This is a genomic window from Streptomyces sp. NPDC001985 (genome assembly GCF_040296845.1).
In the GTDB taxonomy this organism is placed as follows: Bacteria; Actinomycetota; Actinomycetes; order Streptomycetales; family Streptomycetaceae; genus Streptomyces.
The window spans coordinates 91,820-110,671 of sequence record NZ_JBEOYB010000003.1 but is presented as its reverse complement, the minus strand read 5'-3'; the positions used below and the strand labels follow the sequence as shown (position 1 = coordinate 110,671).

The window sequence follows — 18,852 nt, the reverse complement described above, 5'->3', positions numbered from 1 at the left end:
ACATGGCCACGGCATGGCCCTGGATACGCGGACCGGGCCGCGGTGTCACGCCTGCGAGAGCCGGGCAGATCGGCCGCAGCTACTCGTTCGGGTGATTTGCGCTGTGCCGGGACGATACCGGTTCTGGGCGGGCAGGCTTCACGGAGCCGAATCCGTGAGGTGAAATGGTGGGATTTTCACGTGAGTACGGGCACGGGATCAGTGAGGGGCCGACTCCGGCGGACAGGGCGGGGGTGCCTGTTCTGCCGTATCCGAGCGGCTGGTCCGCGCTGGCGTTCTCCACCGAGGTGCGGGCGGGCGTTGTCCTGACCCGGCCGCTCGCGGGTGAGGACGTGGTGCTGTACCGGTTGCGGACGGGGACGGTTCGGGCCGTGCGTCCCTACTGTCCGCACCTGGGTGCGCATCTCGGTCTGGGGCGGATGGAGGGGGACGATCTGGTGTGTCCGTTCCATCTCTTCGCGTTCGGCCCCGACGGAGCGTGCGTGCGGACGGGCTACGGCACCCCACCGCCCAGGTCGGAGCTGGACACGCTGCCGGTGCGCGAAGCCAACGGGGCCGTCTTCGTGTGGCGGCACCACGACGGACGTGCCCCGGACTGGTCGATCCCCGACTGGCATGTGATCGGCCACCTGCCCGCCCGCAGCGCTGTGTGGGAACTGGCGGGGCATGTGCAGGAGGTGATCGAGAACTCGGTGGACGTCGGGCACTTCGCCACGCTCCACGGCTGGAAGAAGGCAGACGTCGGCGGGCCCGTCGCCTATGACGGAGCCGGCTTCCATGTGTCGCTACGGGCACATGAGTCGGCGCCGCTGCTGGGAGACTTCACGGTCGAGGTGGAGGTGGACGGATACGGGCTGGGGTGTCTGCACGCCGATGTGTACACACCGCAGGTGGGTCTACGGGTGTGCACGACGGTGATGCCGACCGCGATCGGCCCCAACCGGATGCAGTTCCGGCAGCTGAACCGGCTCGCGTTCAGCCAACCGGGACGGCTGCCGGGCCCGCTCTCCCGGGCGGTGAGCCGGACTGCCGCACGGCTGCTGAACCGTACGGTCTTCCGTGCCAGCTGCGAATTCACCGCCGCGGACTTCCCCATCTGGCACCACAAGCAGTACCGGCAGCCACCCCGCCTCGCCCAGGGCGACGGACCGATCGGCCCTTTCAGACACTGGGCACGCCGCTTCTACCCCCACCCGAAGTAGGCGACCACAGCACCCCCCGGGCCCTGAACCACAGCCCGAGAAGCCTGGCTGACCGTTCCGTTGAGCAGCCAGGACAGGTCGGGGCTCGCGAGGGGACACGCACGGCGATGGATCTGGGGCCACCTGTTCGTGCACTCGGTACCGCGCGTGCACATGCTCGAAGCCACCCGCGCCAACGCCGACGTGCTCGCCCCCGGCCGCCTGTCCTTCACCACCTGCCTGCGCGTCGCCCTGACGCCGCCGGCGGACTCTTCCCCTCGCCACCGCCGCCCACTCCGACTGATGCTCGACGAACTCCTCGCCAACCTCAATCCACCCCGGCGAACCGGACGCCCCCGCGCGCCATCAAACGCATCATCTGCGGCTCCCTCATCAAGAAACCCGGCGAACGCGAACACTCCACACCACCGCGCAGCTTCAACCTCCCACCAGCCGAACGAGCCTCTCAGCTCACGAGATGGCACGACGTAGAGCTTTGGTGGGACTCACTCCGGATCCGTCTACGGAAAAGACCGCGGACGAATAGCGTGGCAACGCGCATATCGTCATCGCAGGTGCCCATAGCCGGGTCGGCCTCATCCTTTCCCGGCTGCTCGTGGGCCGGGAACACCAGGTCTCCGGGATCATCCGCCACCCGGAGCAGGCGAACACGGTCCACGCGGCCGGCGCCGGGGCCGTGCTCCTGGATCTGTCCGACACCCCGGCGGAGCGGCTGGCGGAACGACTCGACGGCGCGGACGCAGTGGTCTTCGCCGCAGGCGTCGGTCTCGGCGACGCCCCGGGCCGGGCGAACCCCGTCGACGGCGTGGCGGCCCTGACGCTCGCGGACGCGGCGCGGCTCACGGGTGTCCGGCGCTGCGTCATGCTCTCCTCCATGGCCCCCGGCCCCGCCGCCCACTACCCCAGGAACCCGCTGGTCGAGACGTACCTGCGGGCCAAGGGCGAGGTCGACGAGGAGCTACTGGCCCGGCCCGCCCTGGACTGCACCGTCCTACGGCCCGCCTGGTTCCGGGACGGCCCCGGCGCCGGACTCGTCCGCCTCGCCACCACCACCGGCCCCGGCGAGATCGACCGCGCCGATGCCGCCGCCGTCCTCGCCGCGCTGCTCGACACCCCCGCCACGGCCGGGCTGACCCTGGAACTGGTCTCCGGCACCACCCCTGTCGCCGAAGCGGTCACGGCCGCCGCACTCCAGCGCTGAACCGACGCTGAGCCGGCGCCACGGAATGCGCGGGCCCGCCGGATGCACCCGGGCCGGCAACCCCGACACTCACCACATCACGCAACTCGGGCCCCACGAGAGCTTCTGAACATCCGTCATACACGATGCAGGGGCCGGCTTGGCCCGTCACTATGGCGAGTGGGTGCCGCGCAGTCGGCGCAGGAGAAAGCCGAGGCCATCCACGACCTGGCGGCCGATGAGCAGGTCGCGGTCCGGGTGGCCGCCGACCTGCTGCGCCGCCCGGCGGTAGCCGAACGAGCCGCGGCCGATGACACGGCCAGGCATCTGTTCAACCGTGCACAGAACGACCGCCTCATCGGTCGCCGGAGCGGCACCTCAGCGGCACGGCTGGTGCGAGAACCAGCACTGGAGCGCGACCCCGTCAGGTTCAAGGACGGGTTCCTGCGGAACTGGCGAAGCCTCCGGTGCCGGCCGGATACGCAGGCGTACCGGGCCGGACAGCGGAGGCTTCGCCGGGCCGTGCCCCTCGGCGGAGAGCGGTCGCACGGCCGGTCGGTGGGGCGGGACGCGGGGCCCACGGGAGGGGGGCGCGGGCTCATTGGACCGCTTCACCGGACCCGTACCGGGGGCAGCTGCGGCGGGGATGGTGTCCGGGGCCTCACGGAGCGGGCCCGGACGCGTCCGTCAGAGGGGCGCCCGGACGGTCACAGGGTCCAGTTCCAGGCGTAGATGCGGTTCGGGTTGACATCGCCGTACGCGTAGCCGGGGCTGAGGACCCCGATCTGCCACACGCCGATGCAGGAACCGCCCCGGTACAGGGCCATGTTCCCGTTGGTCCGGTTGTAGGCGCTGCGCGGCGCGGAAGCCCCCTGCGGCACCGCGCCCTGGCACTGCAGACCGTTGGACGGCTTGGCCAGGGCCCAGCCGTTCCCGGAGAAGTTCGCGCCCTCCCAGAAGCACATCGCGCCGTCAGGACACTGCTCCGGCCCCCGCGCGCCGCTCGGCAGGGCGATGGCACCGGCGGGCAGGACGGACACGGCGGCCTTGACCGGAGTGTCGCTCCCGGCCGGGGCGGACTGGGCCGGGGCGGCGGTCGCACCGAGAGCCAGCACGACGGCGCCGACGGCGCTCGCGATGGCCGTTACGGCCCTCGTCCTCGACGTACGGATCATGGCGTACTCCTTCACATTCCCCGCACGGAGGACATGTCCGTGCCAGGGCCAACGGCCCGACTGATGAAGGGCCGCCCAGAGCACACCAGCCCCCGCGCCGCGCCGATAGCCCTCGATCGGACGCATCACTCGTCCGAGCGATAAAATGCGCTTGTATGACTATGGCGGACATACGGAAGCCCCTTCCGGCCGGGGAAAACAGCCTTTGGATCAAGGGCTGCCCGCGACGGATGTCAATGCCTCACATCTGGGAATCACCCCTGTGCGAAGGCTGATTGATCTCCGGCATCCGCTGGTTCCCTGACGCGCGGCGCCCGATCGGTCAACCGAATGGCTACTTCCACATCGACGGCGCACACGCCATCCCTTCATCGATTTCCGCGCCCGGCACACCACCCCGGGCACGCGCGCCACTGATGCCCGTCGCGGATGGCCAGGTGCTCAGCGACTGGTGGCAGCGCAGGGCGCGCGGCGCCGGCGAGGCGTCGCCCAGGGCGGCCGGCTCGCACAGCACGGGACTGGAACTGCCCGTGCTGTGCGAGCCGGCAACGGCACTACCAGGTGCTCGCCGACCTGGTCGACGCCGACGGCCACCTCTCCCACATCGCCCCCAGCGTCATGCTCGACGGCGACGACATCGACACCTGGAGGTGGCGGCTGCAGGAACCGGGCACCTGGGCGCGGCTCCTGCCCGAACAGCGCGACCGCCTGGAGGCGCTGGGCATGCGGGGCGCGGCCCTCCCCGTGGCGGCCATCGTCCCGGCGGACACATGCGGTGGAGGAGGGCGAACCGCCCCTCAGGGCATGGCCAGTCGAGCGCTTCCCGGCAAGCCGCCTGAGGCGGCTTTTCGGGATTGGAGACGGATTCTCATCACCGCCGAATGCCGTGGCCGCCTCCTCCACCTGGTCGGCCAAGGCCCGCCGGGCCTCGGGGGACATCCACCGCGCGCACGGCGACAGCACCTGCCGCACGACCTCCCCTCCGTGAAGTCGCCAGCCGCAGGCGGCGAACGGGATGACCGCGTACCGACGTATCGTCATACCGGATCGGCGCCGTAGGAATCTGCGCGCACAACGGGCGCCGTGCATCGTGAGAGGCACGAAATGCCCGGCGCCGGTCTCGACGACATCCTCGTCGTCCGGCCCGAGCTGGAGTCCCTGCGGGCCACCCCGCCGCTCGACGCGCCGGCTTCCGCATCCCCGGCGGCCTGGGTCGTCTCTTTCGGATCGTGCCGGGCTCGCGAGCCCTGGTGCCGCGCCCCGCCGCGCTGTCGTCGGTCGCCGACGCTCCGCGTGGGCTCCCTCCTCCGCCTCGCGATCCACGGCACCGGACCCCGCTCACCGGTCCGGCCCGATCCGAAAGAAACTCCCTGCCCCGCTACGTCACCGGGGACGCCGCCGGGATCGCCCAGGGCATCGTCCTGGCCACCATCGCCGCCATCGCCGCCGCGCCCGCCGTCACCCGCACCGGCGCCGTCCGGCTGGCCGGAGCTGGGACAGGCCCCGGCGCGCTGAAGACTCGAGTGGATGGCCCGAGAGGGATCAACGCGCACGACCTGGGTCCGAGGACGGCCCGTGCGGCGGATTCTCGTGTTGTGCCAGCAGACTGGTGATCCCTGCACGGACGAACTCTCGTGCCTGCTCGGCGCGTTGGGCCCGCCAGTCGGCAGAGGCAGACGGGTCCTTCTGGCGGTCCTTCCCGTATCTGCGTTGGCGGATGTCATCCACGACTCCTGCCGGTGCTCCCATGGAGCGCAGTTCTTCGAGGGCTTGTCCTTTGGTGATCAACTGGCCATTGCGCAGGGTCACCGATGCTCTCGCGAAGGTCAGCATCCCCAGGTCCACCCAGATGTCCTGGAGCCACAGTCCGGCCTTGGCGCTGCCTGTCACAGGCAGCCAGTAGTCCTCCAGCTCGGCCCGGATGAACTCGGCGAGCTCTTGATCGCTAACCCTGGGCAGCAGGCCGGCCGGTGGCGGTCCGCTCAGGACAACCGCCCCCAGGGCCAGTTCGCGCCGGCTCACAGGAGAGACGGGACGCTCGAACCACTCGCCCTGAGCCCAGGTCGGATGTTCCTGCGCCGTATCGGACTCGCGCCCCCGGGGCACATAGGTGCAGTGCAGGGCCCGGGCAAGAGGGACGTCGGCGATCAAACGCCCATGCACAACTCGCAGTTCCTCTTGCTGCACGTCATGGAGTTCCGTACCGACCAGCGCCACCAGATCCAGATCACTCCGCCCGTGCTGGTAGTCCCCCAGAGCCAGCGATCCATGCGCCCAGAGAGCGGCCAGAGGCACTACGCCTCCGACATCGGACGTGAAGCGTGCAAGCAGAGGCTTCACATCACCGGGGAGGTCGCGCACCGAGGTCGTTCCTGTGCGGAAGTCGCCGATCGCGGCGGAGGAGCCGAGCGGGTGTTCCCGGATCTGATCCTGTTCTTCAGCGGACAACTTGGAGCTCCTTCTTCTGCCTGTTCCCCGGGTTGAGACTACTGGGCACCCCGGACTGAGACGGGGCGACCTGGCGGACTGTGGCCGTCGGTACGTGGTAAATGCGTTGGCGTGCCGCGCCAGGCCTTTCGGGTCGGGATTCGAGGCGGCCCGTGGTCCAGCCGGCCGCTTCCAGACGCTTGAGTTGCCGGCAGAAGATGTTGAGCCATGGGCTGCCCCGGGTCACCTGCCTGATGACGCCTGGAACGATTCACCAAGAGGGGATCTACCCGGTTCAGAGGAACGAATCCCGCTCATGTGTTCCTCTCTGGCACGGCTACGACACATCCGCGCGGAATCCGACACGAGGAAGGAGATCCCACAGCCCGTCACGGCGTCTCCGGTCCGGACCGCCCCGGGGCGTGTGCACCCACGACCAGCCCGGCGTGGGCGAACGCTAGCGGAAAGTTCCCGACCCGGTACTTCAGACGAGGTCCCATTCCTGGAGACCGAGGGCGCTGCTCAGCGCGAGGAGTCGGCCGAACAGCGTCTCGGCCTCGTCGCGGCGACCGATGAACACGAGGACCTCGACGAGCCGGAACGAGCACAGGAGGTGTCCCGGCGGTAGCGCCACCGGGTGGCCGGGCCCGACGCCCCGGCCGGGGCCGGGCGCCAGGCTCCGTGGTCGTCGGCGCACAGCGGCCCGGTGAGGATGGAGGGCGAGCCGGAGCGGGGCAGGCACAGCCAGTCGCCGGTGCCGTTCCGGTCCACCAGGGCGGAGGTTTGGAGGTCGCCGGTCAGGGCGTGGTCCGTTATGCGTGACCTGGCAAGGGATTCCTCGCGGGTAGCTGGAACGGAACAGGGGCGCCCGCCGGGCGGGCGGAGCGGGTCAGCGGCGCTGGACGAACCGCATCCGAGTGGTGCGGGTGCGGCGGGGACCGAGTTCGTAGTGCCATCGCAGGGCCTGCGCGGGTCTGGTGACGGCGGGCACGGCCAGAGGGCGGGAGAAGCAGCTGGTGACATCCGCGTGGATCAGCCCCGGCCGGGCCGTGAGGCCCACGGTGACCGGCCCGTTGGGGACTGCCGGTGGTCGATGGCTTGGGCGACCCACGCCGTCACGGCCTCCACCAGCCCCTGCGCCCGGCTCCAGGCGCCCCGGAGAAGGAAACCGCGGGTCACCCCGGTCACCGAGGGCAGATGAACCGCATCGGCGGGGAGGACGACGTGACACAGCGGCCCACCCTCCCCGGCCCGGTGCTCCGCAGAAGCGGGCCGGGCCTCCGCCGGCAGGCCGGCTTCTTCCACCACGACCGACCGGGTCGCGAGCATCCGCAGCACCCGCGGTACTGTGTCGCGTTGGGGCCGAGCTCCGAGGCGGCAGGGACGATGAGCCGGCCGCAGCCGAGCAGCGGCCCCAGATGCCGCCGGCCCGGCCGCCGGTCCGGCGCGAGCCGCGTGTCGCTGTCGGCAGCCGCGCCCAGAACCCGGTAGCGGCGCCCGCGCGGCCTCCTGGACGAGAACCGGTGGCACCAGCAGGCGCTGGCCGTCGCCGACGCAGGTGTGGACGAGGGCGGGCAGGTGCCGGGCGTTCACTTCGCCCTCCGGCGCGTCCTCGTCTTGATGCGGGGTTTCCGGTAGTCCCGGGAGTTGCCGCACACCAGGTTGCCGGTCACGGTGATTCCCGGCGGGGACGCTTCGCAGCCGGGTGCGCAGCATGCCGGCGAGGTCGTGGATGTGCTGCCAGCGGTCCTGACGGAAGTAGCCGGGCCTGGTCCCGCCCATCAGGCGCAGCAGCGGGAACGCCTGGGGCACCGTGACGTCGCCGACACGGACGCGAAGGCCGTTCACCCGGGGGGTGACGGAGTCCATCGGGCAGTGGTGGATCTGCGCCTTCTGGCCGGGGCTGGAGAGGGTGACCCGAGGGCCGGTGCGATGCTCGCCACCGCCGCCGCCCGGCTCAACCAGGCCGAGTTTGTCGAGCAGGGCCAGAAGCTGCTGGAAGAGACCTATGGCCGCGACCGTCCCACCGACGCCCGGTTCGCGGAAGCGGGCAACCGCGAACGCCCCGGCGTCCTTGACGCCGACCTCGTCCGGGCCCTGCGCACAGGCGCCCAGACCGATGCGTCCGACGACGTGCTCGACGCCCTCGCCCGGGCCCTCGACGCCTCCCCGGTGTTCTTTCGGAGCGACAGCGCTGAGGTCGCCCAGGTCGTCGCTGCGGTGAGGGCGGCCCAGGCGGGCCTCACGGTGATGGCGGCACGAGGGGCCGGCGAGGACGGTCTCCCGGCCGAACTGCTCGATTTCGTCACCGACACGTTCGCCGGCATCCTCGACCCCGATCCCCCCGGCGGCCGATGAGACGAGGGCCGCCGCACGGTGCGACGGCCCTCGCATCGTCAGGGCTGCAGTTCGATGTGCCGGGGAGTGCCGTCCCCCAACGCAGCGAGCGCGGCCTGCCACAGCGGCCGGACAGTTGCCGGGATCTCGTGCGGCTCGATGGCCTCCGGCGCGGCGAACCGGTACGCCTCGATCTCCCCCTCCTGAACCCGTACGGAGCCCTGCTGCCCGGCCGTCAGCTCACCCGCGTCGTACACGTAATAGATGTGGGAACCGCCCTCGGGCTTCACGATGTAGGCGCTCACCAGAAGCCGCTGCACCGCGAGGTCGAGGCCCAGTTCCTCGGCGATCTCCCGCCGGCATCCCGCCGACGGTGTCTCGCCGCTGTTCACCCGCCCGCCGGGCAGATTCCATCCCGCCTTGTAGCCGGGCTTGACGATCAGGAAACCGTCCTTCCCGTCCCCGATGAGGGCACCGGCGGATACCTGCGGGCGGGCGTGTGTCTCGTTCTCCATGATGCTCTCCGGTCTCAATCGGGCTCAGGCAGTGGCTGTGGCGGGATGGCGGCCGAGGAGCTGCTGGGCAGCCTGGTCGCTGGCGCGGGTGTACGCGGAGGCGACCGCCCGCAGATGGGGGATCTCGGCGGCCAGGTCGCCGCCCGGGTGGAAGGGGAGGGGGGCCGGGCAGCCCGGCTCTGTGCCCAGAGTGGTCCGGGCCGCGCGGTTCCAGTACGCCTCCGCGTGGATTTCGTCGCGCCGGGCGAAACGCAGTGCCCGATCCGCCAGGTCGGCGGGAGCGTGCCGGCGCAGCTCGTGGATCGAGTCCCTGACCTCGGTGACGTACCGGCCGAGCTGTGTGGTGCACGACTCGCCGGCCCGCCCGGCGGGATCACGGACCAGACTGAGGGCGGGGCCGAAGCGGTGGCCGTCGAGGAGACGGCTCGGCTGATGGTGGACGACGTCCGGGGTGACCAGCGCCAGGTCGCGCCAGAGCGGATGCAGGTCGATCAGGCCGCGATACGTGCGGTAAAGGGCGGTCCCCGCGTGGACGGCCGGGGCGATGGAGCCCACTACCCACAGGAGGAAGCCCAGGTACAGGAGCGAGTCGGTCACCGCCGCCTGTGCTTCGGCGAACTCGTCGCTCACCGGATCGACTGTGATCAGCACGACATAGGTGACGCGTGCCAGGGCGTAGAGAACCAGGACGATCATCCCGACGGACATCATGCCCAGGCCGACGCGCAAGGACCTTATCGGGGCATGGCACCGGGCGGAACCCCACTGAACCGCGCACACGGCAGGCCGAGGCGGTGTAGCCGTTAGAAGAGCCCCATGCAGATGGCAAGCGCCACCTCGCCGGCGTGCCGGGCCATGAAATGGGCGGTGGCATCCGGGTGCGGGGTGCTCAGCCCGGTGAAGAATGCGAGGGCCATGATCACGATGGTGCCCAGCGAGGCGCGGGTCGCGATCCGGTGGACCCGGGTGGCGGTTCGGGCGTGCCGCGACGCCGAGGTGGCTGCGTCGGGCGTCCTGATGGACGGCGGTCACGTACTTCAGGAGGACGCAGATCCCGAGGATTGCCAGGCTGTGTTTGGCCAGGTAGGCCAGGTCGGGCACGCCGAGGGAGTTGATGAACTCGCGGCCGGGCTCGGTCCGCGACAGCCACGAGGCCACCCCCTGCCGTGCGTGACTTCCACGAACGCCTCGCCACCATCCTCACACCGGACAGCGGAGAGCAGCCGAACTGAGAGACGGCCCCGGTCTCGGTGCCCTTCAGGATGCCGATTCATCCGAATCAGAGGACTTACGGCCGCGGGCACGTCGCAGAAGGCGCCTCGCCAGCAACACCACCCAGGCCACCAGCATCAGCGTCGCGGCGACCCTCACCCAGGGCGCGGTGCCGCTACTGGCCGCCGTCCACCCGAAGAACAGGATGCTCAAGCACATCCAAGCCGGGCCATCAAGGAAATCGCCCCTCGGGTCTCGTGACACCCCAACCCCCTGCCCAATTTCGCGGCCTGTTCGCCACGGCAGAAGGATACGGCAGCGGATCGAGCAGTCCCCGATCGCGGTCGAGTGACTCTGCCGGCCGCCACGCGCTCCGGCAGTGACGTCAATTTCTCGTGAACATCCACGAGGCTCAAGATCGCAAACTGCTGCTCAAACCAGAAGGCAAACGCTCCTGCTTGAAGTGAACGAAGCCACGGCGTTCTGGCCGTCGACGCGTTCTCCCGAGTCGGTGACACGCTGGAATGCCCGCCCCAGCACGTCCATGACCTGCTGGCCCGCGAGTTCATCGACGAAGTCCACGACGAGGCCGCTGTCGAACGGGCCGGTTCCCCACGTTCCCACGCATGGCTCCTGATACGGCTGTCCCGGACGAATACATGGTTCCAGGAGCCACTGACATCGGTCACGGGGCGAGGGTGACCCGCTTGCTGAAGCCGGCACGACCGAGCGTCTGACACTTGGGCATTACGGCTGATTGTATCTCTGTGCCCGCCCTGAACAGGACCGGGCCCCTGCCAGGAACAGACGGTGGGTGAGGATCTCTCCGGTCAGCGGACGCGGAGAAAGCCGGCGTACTTCTCCTGCCGCAAGGAATCCGGTCGCCAGGACCTCTCCGGGAGCCCCGGGGATCATCCCGGGGCCCCGCCGCTCAACGCTCGACAGCACTCCGCGATCCACGCGCCGTGCCGCCCGTACGACAGCCCCGTCGTTTCCGATGCCGATGCCGGCCCCGCAGAGCTGAACCCGGCACGCGGGCAGCGCGGCGGCCGCCGGTCCGGCAATGCGCCGAGGCTTTGGGCCACGTCCTCGGCAGTAGGCCGCGGAGCGGATGCGGCCCTCCCGCCTCCGCCGGGAGTCCGGCCTGGGTACGACCCCCTGTCGGCGCCGGTGCCCGCCCCGCGAGCTTGCCGGTGCGGGGCCGTCACTCCAACTGCCGGGCCGGAGCGCCGGCCGGTCCCTTCACGCAGCGCCACCGCGGTGAGCCCGATGATTCCGGCGATGGCCCGGGGATCGTCGCGCAGCGTGTGGAAGAGGGGCATGCGGCCATCGCGCCCACCTTGCCGGGCAGAGCGGGGATGGCCACTGCCGCGTCACTGTGATGGCCGTGCCGGCGGCAGTGGCCGAGCTGCCTACCGCTGGGCGGATGCGCGTCAGTCCGCGTGACCGTCGCGACGCCTGCGGCAGTGAGGCCGGGCAGGACGTCAAGGCGCAGGCCCCCGCGCATCGTCGCCGGTTGTCTCCGATTGCGGCCACCACCACGCGAACGGCCTGCCGGACTGCTCGCCCCGGTGGAACGCTCCTCACCACGGATGAGGCGGTCCACCAGGTAGTACACGCAGGTCCTCTGCGTACCCGAGCCCTCGTGCTCACGCGGGAACCGGTCCGTCTCAGGGTGCTGCGTTCCCTCGGGCCGCACGATCGTCCACGACCGCTGCCCGTCCTTCCGCTGGACCCTCGATTCCCCGACCGGGACGTGCCGCACCGCCGCCCTCTCGCAGATCAGCCCGGAGACCGCCGAGGCCCTCGCGTTCTCCGATACGGATCTCCAGGTCTTTCTGGAAGCCGCGGGCATCACCGACCCGGAACTGATCCTCGACCATCCCGCCTGGGTGGAGTGGCGCGGCATCGGCGCGCACCGCTGGACCGCCGACTGACACCACCCGCGCCGGCGGGGCTGGAGCGGCTCCGATCACGGGAAGCTCCAGGCCTGGGACGGGAACGTCACCGTGGTGCTGGACCACGGCGCCTGGTCCCTCATGGTGGCCTCGGTTCCGATTCCGGCGGAGATCCGTGAACCCGGCGAGGGGTACGGGATCGTCGTCGATGTCACCGGCCGCTGCATCGCGGGCGAGAAGGCGGACCAGGCCGCCCGGAAGATCCTGGGCCAGGACGGACAGGTCCCCTCCGGGGGAACTCCTCGCCGCCCGCGGTGTCGCCGCGGACTGGGCGGCGAGGAGTTCCCCCGGGGCACGACGGCGCTCGCGCTGCCGCCCCCTCTTGCGTCAGTTGAGGTACGTTCCCGTTGGCATCATGCCGAGTCCCGCCGAGAGGCTGGTGAAGTAGAGAGTGTTCGAGCACGCTGTCCGGGTCCCGCCGAACGGGTTGGGGCACGTCCTGCCGTTCTGGGTCGCGGACATGAGGCCGTGGGCCACGACCCCGCCGGACAGACGGTAGCTGTAGACGGGGCCGCCGCTGTCCCCCTTGCCGGCGATGTACTCCCAAGGGGAGTAACCGGTGACAGCGGTATACTTCTCCGTACCGTTGAACCACCTCCAGTAGTAGCCGTCGTCAACGGGCACACCGCATCGTTCTCCGGTCAATGATCCGCTGACACAGACGTACTGGCCCTTGAGAACGTCTTTCACGGAGTACACGTGGTGTACAGGTTGGAACGAGTTCTTGACGGGCAGGCCACCCACGATGGAACCCCCTGACATTTTCCTCGGTTCAAGCTTTATGAGCGCCGCATCGTTCTGCACATCTATGTGGGAAACGGTTCCCAGATGGCTGTCATTGGCGGTTTGCCAACTCTGGCCGACTTTCGTAGTGCAGTGCTCTGCCGTGATGATGAAGTCGTCTTTTGTACCACGCTGGGAGGCGGTAAATCCGGAGGTACATCTGGAGCCGGACACCGTTCTGATGGCCTGTCCGCCGAATTGCGGGCTTGTCGGGAGGCCGATGCGCTCATCGCCGATGGGAGAGGCGGCGCTGTCGGCCTTCAGGGTGACCGGTATCCCCCGTGTCAGGGACGAGGGGATCACTTCGGCGGCCTTGAGCGGTTTCACACCGGCACGGGGGGCTGTGTCGGGTACGTCGATTCCGACAGTGAGGGAGTCCCCGTCCTTCCCGGCTCCCACGCTCACGATTCTCGCACCGCTCACGCGGACCCCGGACTTGGCGATCGCGCGCATCGCCTTCTTCAGCTCTTCGGCGGTGTAGCGGGTGGCGGCGACCTTGACGTTCAGTCCCTTCTTCCGATGCGACGCGATCACACGGGTGACGTCCTCGGGAGGCTTCCCCTTCCAGCGGAGTGTGTAGCCGTTCGTCTCCACGGAGATCGTCAGGTCGTTGTATCCGCCGGCAGGGTCCTTCTCCACCAGTTCGGTGATCTCGTCCGCCGCCTCCAGGATCGGAGCCTGACGCATCATCAGAGCTTTCGCGGCCGCCCTCTTCTCGGCCTCCGGGGACGCCCCGGAGGCGGGGAGCCCCCTGTCGCCCGCCGAGGCGGAGTACGCGCCCGCCGGAATCAGCGGGAGGGCGAGCGCCAGCGTCGCCCCGATCGCTGTCACGGTTCTGGAGAATCTCATCTGTGATTGCCTTTCGAAGTTGTCGATGCTCGAATCGCCGGTCACACCGCACGTCCCGGCCGCGTGCCGAGTGCTCAGGTGCGGCGGCAACGGTCGCGGAAGTCCTGTGTCAGGTCCTCGTCCACGGGCTCCAGGAGCCGTCGTTGCGGCGCTGGATGTACCACCACCGGTTGTCCGTGCCCTTCGCGGTGAGCCTGGGAGTCTCGGTGTCGTTGTTCGTCACATAAACGGCGCTGCGAACATCGCCGCCCATGGACTTCCAGGCGCCGAACTCGTTTGGCTTGCCCCAACTCGTCCAGACGGCATAGTCCGTTCCCACGACGACGGCCTGGTCGTGACCGTTGGGGTAATTGACCCAGGAAACGCCGTACTCGCAGTAGAACCTGGCTCCCCCCAGGCTTTTTTGCCCCAGGACGCAGACCTCCATCGAGGCGGCCCGAGCGGACGGGGCGAAACCGGTCAGAGTGGTACCGGTCAGCGCCAGAGCCGTGACGGCGAGAGCCGCCCGGCGGGCAAGGGACGTATTCATGCAAACTCCTGGATCGGTGTCGGGTCACAGCCCACGACGGCCCGCCGTCGCCCCTGCCGCACCGACGAGAGCCGGACGAGCGAGGCAGAGGCGCGGGTCGGCACTTCCCGGAGCGGATGGACGGACCACCCCCGTGAAGCACCGTCAGGACTGCGCTGAAGGCGGTTCCCTCGTGTATCTGGTGACATGGCGTCGACAGGGGGAAGGTTGCCCCGCTTCCCCGACATGGCCGGAAGAATCTGTTCCGGGCTCTTGCCGGTGGCTGGTTCGCGGCAGCAGGCGGTTCTCCTCGGCGCGGTGCACGGGCGGCCCGGTGTTGGCGCCCGGGCGCCAGTCCTCCGGCGAGCTGGGTACATGTACCTCCATGGCGCGCGTACGGGTGCGGTGGCCGGCCGTGGTGGACCGGGCGAGGGAGATCGTGGACAGCTACGACGGCGGTGTCACGCCGCGGCAGGTGATGTACCGGCTGGTGCCGGAAGGGGCGCTGCCGCACACGGCACCGATGTGCCGCCGCCTCTTCGCGCACCCGACCCGCGCCCGGCGGGAGGGCCGGTTCCCGGACCTGATCGACACCGTCCGCGAGGTCCACGTCCCGCCGGCCTGGGACGGCGCGGACGCGTTCGTCGCCCGGATGCCCGGCTGGATTCCGCCTCGACCGCACCGAGGGCCAGGAGCACGCGCTGTACGTCGCGGCGGAGAAGGACACCCTGCGCCGGCAGCTGACCGGCCGGCTCGACCAGACCGGCATCCCGGTCCTGGTGGTCCGCGGCTTCGGCTCCCAGTCCTCCGCCGGCGTCGTCCGCGACCGCGCCACCGCGGACCCCCGCGACGCCGTGCTCCTGGTGGTGGGCGACTTCGACTGCTCCGGCGAGGACATCGAACGCGACTGGGTCGCCCGGACGGGCTGCTGGAGCCACACCGAGCGGGTGCTACTGACCTACGACCAGGTGAAGCGGTACGGGCTGCCCGCGACCGAGGGAAACCTGCCGGCTGGATTGTGAGAGCCCGCAGAGCTGCCGCGCTACGAGAGGCTGCCTCAGCGCTCTGAGGCCCACCCGGCTTGGTCCGTCATGGCCCGTCGCCTGACGGGGCTGGTAGCTGACTGGCGCGGCGTCGACCCGCTGAATGCGCACGCCGCGCCGGACAGAGCATCCAGGTCCTCTTCCGGCACTACGCGAAATTCCTGGCCGAGACACGCGACCACGCCAACCGGCTGATCGAGGACTCCATGCGGAGCCGGGAGGGCGCCTCCGAGGTCGAGTTAACCGGCCACTGGCCCGGAATGGCCCCGGAACAGCTGGTCAGAAGTGGGATACGGGTGGGAGAAATCGGGCGCAACGCCGAGTTTCGAATCGCCGCACAGAACCGCGTCACAAAGGGCGCCTGCCAGGGAAAACCCCTGGTCAGGCGCCCTTTTCCTGGGGCTAGAAGAAGCCCAGCTTCTTCGGCGAATACGACACGAGGAGATTCTTCGTCTGCTGGTAGTGCTCCAGCAGCACCCGGTGCGTCTCACGGCCGATCCCCGACAACTTGTATCCGCCGAAAGCCGCATGCGCCGGATACGCGTGGTAGCAGTTCGTCCACACCCTGCCCGCCTGAATGGCCCGGCCGGCCCTGTAGGCGGTGTTGCCGTCGCGCGTCCACACCCCGGCTCCCAGGCCGTACAGCGTGTCGTTCGCCGTCCTGATCGCGTCGTCGAAGTCGGAGAAGGAGGTGACGGCGACGACCGGGCCGAAGATCTCCTCCTGGAAGACCCGCATCCGGTTGTCGCCCTCGAGGACGGTCGGCTGGACGTAGTACCCGCCGGCCAGCTCGCCGTCGTACTCGATCCGCCGGCCGCCGGTCAGCACCTTCGCGCCCTCCTGCTGGCCGATGTCCAGATAGGAGAGGATCTTCTGCAACTGGTCGTTGGACGCCTGGGCGCCGATCATCGTGTCCGTGTCCAGCGGGTGGCCCGGGACGATTTGTTCGGTGCGGGCGATGCCCGCCTCCAGGAACTCGTGGTAGTGACCGCGCTGGATCAGGGCGCGGGACGGACAGGTGCAGACCTCGCCCTGGTTGAGGGCGAACATGGTGAAGCCTTCGAGCGCCTTGTCGCGCAGATCGTCATCGGCGGCCCAGATGTCCTCGAAGAAGATGTTCGGCGACTTCCCGCCGAGCTCCAGGGAGACCGGTTTGATGTTCTCGGAGGCGTACTGCATGATCAGCCGCCCGGTGGTGGTCTCCCCGGTGAAGGCGATCTTCGCGACGCGCGGGCTGGACGCCAGTGGCTTGCCCGCCTCCACGCCGAAGCCATTGACGATGTTGAGCACGCCGTCCGGGAGCAGATCGGCGACCAGGCTCAGCCAGAAGTGGATCGAGGCCGGGGTCTGTTCGGCGGGCTTGAGCACCACCGCGTTGCCCGCCGCCAGGGCCGGAGCGAGTTTCCAGGTCGCCATGAGGATCGGGAAGTTCCACGGAATGATCTGCGCGACCACCCCCAGCGGCTCGTGGAAGTGGTACGCGACCGTGTCGTCGTCGATCTCGCTCAGCGTCCCCTCCTGGGCGCGCAGCGCCCCGGCGAAGTAGCGGAAGTGGTCGATCGCGAGCGGGATGTCCGCGGCCAGGGTCTCCCGTACCGGCTTGCCGTTGTCCCAGCTCTCCGCCACCGCCAGCTCTTCCAGCCGGGCCTCCATCCGGTCGGCGATCCGCAGCAGGACACCGGCCCGGTCACCCGCGGAGGTACGGCCCCAGGCCGGTGCGGCGGCGTGGGCCGCGTCGAGGGCGCGTTCGACGTCCTCCGCGGTGCCACGGGCGATCTCGGTGAACGGGCGGCCGTTGACCGGGCTCGGGTTCTCGAAGTACGCACCCCGGGCCGGCGGTACGTACGCCCCGCCGATCCAGTGGTCGTAGCGGGGCTGGTACGAGACGATCGCGCCGTCGCTTCCCGGTGCCGCGTATCGGGTCATCTCCAGAGCCTCCCGGTGACGGACGCCGCCGCCACCTCGGGACGACGGTCACCGGGAGGCTAGGAGCCCGGACGTTGCGATCAGGTTGCGCCGCGCCCGTCGCCCCCGCCGGCGCGGCGGGTCAGCCGGCCCTGAGGAGATCGGCGCACCGCTCGCCGATCATCATGGTGGTGATGCAGGGGTTGACGGTGGTCAGCGTGGGCATCACGGAGGCGTCGGCCACCCGCAGCCCGCGCACCCCCTTGACCCGCAGCTGCGGATCGAGCGGCGAGTCCGCGTCGTCCACCGCGCCCATGCGCACGGTTCCCGCCGGGTGGTAGACGGTGTTGTGGGTGTCGCGGATGTACGAGAACAGCTCATCGTCAGAACCGAGCGCGGGCCCCGGGGCCAGCTCCCGGCCGGCCCACCCCGCCATCTGCGGCTGGGCGACGATCTCGCGGGCGAGCCGCAGCCCGTGTGTCATCACCCGGATGTCGTGCTCATGGGTGAAGTAGCGGGGATCGACCCTCGGCTTGTCCCGGAAGTCCCGGCTCCGCAGCCGGACCGTGCCCCGGGAGCGGGCCCGGGTGACATTCGGAGTGAGACAGAAGGCGTTGTCCGAGGTCGGGTAGCCGCGCCGGTAGGTGTTGAGATCGAAGGGCACCGAGCCGTAGTGGAACATCAGATCCGGCCGGTCCAGACCCGGTTCGGTGTCCGCGAAGACCCCGATCTCCCACCACTGGGTGGACGAGGTGACCATCGGCTGCTTCGCCTCCCACATGATCACACCCTCGGGGTGGTCCTGGAGGTGGGAGCCGACTCCGGGGGCGTCGACCCGGATCTCCACCCCGGCCTCCCGCAGATGCGCCGCGGGACCGATCCCCGAGAGCATCAGGAGCTTCGGGGAGTCGATGGCGCCGCAGGAGACGACCACCTCGCGACGGGCCCGTACCGACCCGGTGTGCAGGGCGTCCGGCTCCAGGAACTCCACTCCGTCGCACCGGCCGCCGTCGTCGAAGAGCAGCTCTTTGGCCTGCACTCCGGTGCGTATGGTGAGGTTCGGCCGGTCGAGGACCGGATGCAGATACGACACGGAGGCCGAGGAACGGGTGCCGTCCTCACGGCAGTTGATCTGGAACCAGTGGGCACCGCGCACGACCGTCGAGCCGCTGTTGAAGGGAGTCGTCGGGATACCCGCCGCCGCGCAGGCCGACAGCAGCGCCCTGCCGCACGGGTCGTTCGGCGGTACGGTCCGGATGGTGACCGGACCGGAACGGCCGTGGTGCTCACCGGGGCCGTCGTTGGACTCCAGACGCCGGTAGAGCGGGAAGCACTCCTCGGCACTCCACCCGGAGGCGCCCAGCGCGGCCCACTCGTCGAGATCCTCCGCCGGCGCCCAGAAAGCGATACAGGAGTTGTGCGAGGAGCAGCCGCCGAGCACCTTGGCCCGTGCGTGGCGCATAAAGCTGTTCCCGTTGTCCTGTGGTTCGACGGGGTAGTCCCAGTCGTACCCCGAGTCCAGCAGCGCCATCCACCGGTCCAGCCGCAGAATGCTGTCGTCCCCGACATCGGAGGGTCCGGCCTCCAGGACGCAGACGCTCACCCCCGGGTCCTCGGTGAGCCGTGCGGCGATGACGGCTCCCGCGGTGCCGCCGCCGACCACCACATAGTCGTACACGGGAACGGACGAGGGGCCGGAGGCAGGGACGGAACTGCTCCGAGAGGGCATGGGGAACTCCAGGGAGGGTGAGGGAGAGT

At 69.9% G+C, this 18,852-nt stretch carries 16 protein-coding genes; 5 read left to right on the top strand and 11 right to left on the bottom strand.

Annotation, left to right across the window (positions count from 1 at the left end; genetic code table 11):
• The first annotated feature begins 167 nt into the window (after positions 1–167).
• The 3 genes from ABT122_RS02130 to ABT122_RS02120 all read left to right on the top strand — a co-directional run bounded on the left by ABT122_RS02130 (position 168) and on the right by ABT122_RS02120 (position 3,114).
• Complete coding sequence (locus tag ABT122_RS02130) at positions 168–1,202, top strand: Rieske 2Fe-2S domain-containing protein (RefSeq protein WP_351543908.1); 1,035 nt, start codon at positions 168–170, stop codon at positions 1,200–1,202.
• 541 nt (positions 1,203–1,743) lie between these two features.
• The gene (locus tag ABT122_RS02125; protein WP_351544040.1) at positions 1,744–2,403 is read left to right on the top strand and encodes an NAD(P)H-binding protein; all 660 of its coding nucleotides are present in this window, start codon (positions 1,744–1,746) and stop codon (positions 2,401–2,403) included.
• Positions 2,404–2,445: 42 nt separating this feature from the next.
• The gene (locus tag ABT122_RS02120; RefSeq protein ID WP_351543906.1) at positions 2,446–3,114 is read left to right on the top strand and encodes a DUF6192 family protein; all 669 of its coding nucleotides are present in this window, start codon (positions 2,446–2,448) and stop codon (positions 3,112–3,114) included.
• Here ABT122_RS02120 and ABT122_RS02115 read toward each other — a convergent pair.
• The 4 genes from ABT122_RS02115 to ABT122_RS02095 form a co-directional block, all read right to left on the bottom strand.
• Positions 3,090–3,557 (bottom strand): peptidase inhibitor family I36 protein, encoded by a 468-nt coding sequence (locus ABT122_RS02115; RefSeq protein WP_351543903.1) that lies wholly within the window; start codon positions 3,555–3,557, stop codon positions 3,090–3,092. The genes ABT122_RS02120 and ABT122_RS02115 overlap by 25 nt on opposite strands.
• A 1,542-nt stretch (positions 3,558–5,099) precedes the next feature.
• A complete protein-coding gene (locus tag ABT122_RS02105) occupies positions 5,100–6,005 on the bottom strand; it encodes a hypothetical protein (protein WP_351543901.1) in 906 nt (301 codons plus the stop codon).
• A gap of 463 nt (positions 6,006–6,468) precedes the next feature.
• On the bottom strand, positions 6,469–6,681 hold the full coding sequence (locus ABT122_RS02100) for a hypothetical protein (RefSeq protein WP_351543898.1): 213 nt from the start codon (positions 6,679–6,681) through the stop codon (positions 6,469–6,471).
• 192 nt (positions 6,682–6,873) lie between these two features.
• Positions 6,874–7,044, bottom strand: coding sequence for a hypothetical protein (locus ABT122_RS02095; RefSeq protein WP_351543895.1), 171 nt, complete (start codon positions 7,042–7,044; stop codon positions 6,874–6,876).
• Positions 7,045–7,859: 815 nt separating this feature from the next.
• On the opposite strand from ABT122_RS02095, the gene ABT122_RS02090 reads away from it, so the two are divergent.
• The gene (locus tag ABT122_RS02090) at positions 7,860–8,342 is read left to right on the top strand and encodes a hypothetical protein (protein ID WP_351543892.1); all 483 of its coding nucleotides are present in this window, start codon (positions 7,860–7,862) and stop codon (positions 8,340–8,342) included.
• 38 nt (positions 8,343–8,380) lie between these two features.
• On the opposite strand, the gene ABT122_RS02085 is transcribed toward ABT122_RS02090, so the two are convergent.
• From ABT122_RS02085 to ABT122_RS02065, 5 genes are all read right to left on the bottom strand, one after another.
• Positions 8,381–8,836 (bottom strand): NUDIX domain-containing protein, encoded by a 456-nt coding sequence (locus ABT122_RS02085; protein ID WP_351543889.1) that lies wholly within the window; start codon positions 8,834–8,836, stop codon positions 8,381–8,383.
• Between the two features lie 24 nt (positions 8,837–8,860).
• On the bottom strand, positions 8,861–9,565 hold the full coding sequence (locus tag ABT122_RS02080; protein ID WP_351543886.1) for a DUF6545 domain-containing protein: 705 nt from the start codon (positions 9,563–9,565) through the stop codon (positions 8,861–8,863).
• A 915-nt stretch (positions 9,566–10,480) separates the two neighbouring features.
• Positions 10,481–10,672, bottom strand: coding sequence for a DUF4259 domain-containing protein (locus ABT122_RS02075; protein ID WP_351543884.1), 192 nt, complete (start codon positions 10,670–10,672; stop codon positions 10,481–10,483).
• A 1,661-nt stretch (positions 10,673–12,333) separates the two neighbouring features.
• The gene (locus ABT122_RS02070; RefSeq protein ID WP_351543881.1) at positions 12,334–13,683 is read right to left on the bottom strand and encodes a chymotrypsin family serine protease; all 1,350 of its coding nucleotides are present in this window, start codon (positions 13,681–13,683) and stop codon (positions 12,334–12,336) included.
• 64 nt (positions 13,684–13,747) lie between these two features.
• On the bottom strand, positions 13,748–14,167 hold the full coding sequence (locus tag ABT122_RS02065; protein WP_351543879.1) for a DUF8189 domain-containing protein: 420 nt from the start codon (positions 14,165–14,167) through the stop codon (positions 13,748–13,750).
• A gap of 758 nt (positions 14,168–14,925) precedes the next feature.
• Between ABT122_RS02065 and ABT122_RS02060 the strand changes: the two genes are divergently transcribed.
• Positions 14,926–15,168, top strand: coding sequence for a hypothetical protein (locus ABT122_RS02060; protein ID WP_351543876.1), 243 nt, complete (start codon positions 14,926–14,928; stop codon positions 15,166–15,168).
• A 423-nt stretch (positions 15,169–15,591) separates the two neighbouring features.
• Here the strand turns inward: ABT122_RS02060 and exaC are convergent, their stop codons facing one another.
• Positions 15,592–17,115, bottom strand: coding sequence for an acetaldehyde dehydrogenase ExaC (exaC, locus tag ABT122_RS02055; RefSeq protein ID WP_351543873.1), 1,524 nt, complete (start codon positions 17,113–17,115; stop codon positions 15,592–15,594).
• 121 nt (positions 17,116–17,236) lie between these two features.
• A complete protein-coding gene (locus ABT122_RS02050; protein WP_351543871.1) occupies positions 17,237–18,823 on the bottom strand; it encodes a GMC family oxidoreductase in 1,587 nt (528 codons plus the stop codon).
• Positions 18,824–18,852: the final 29 nt, after the last annotated feature.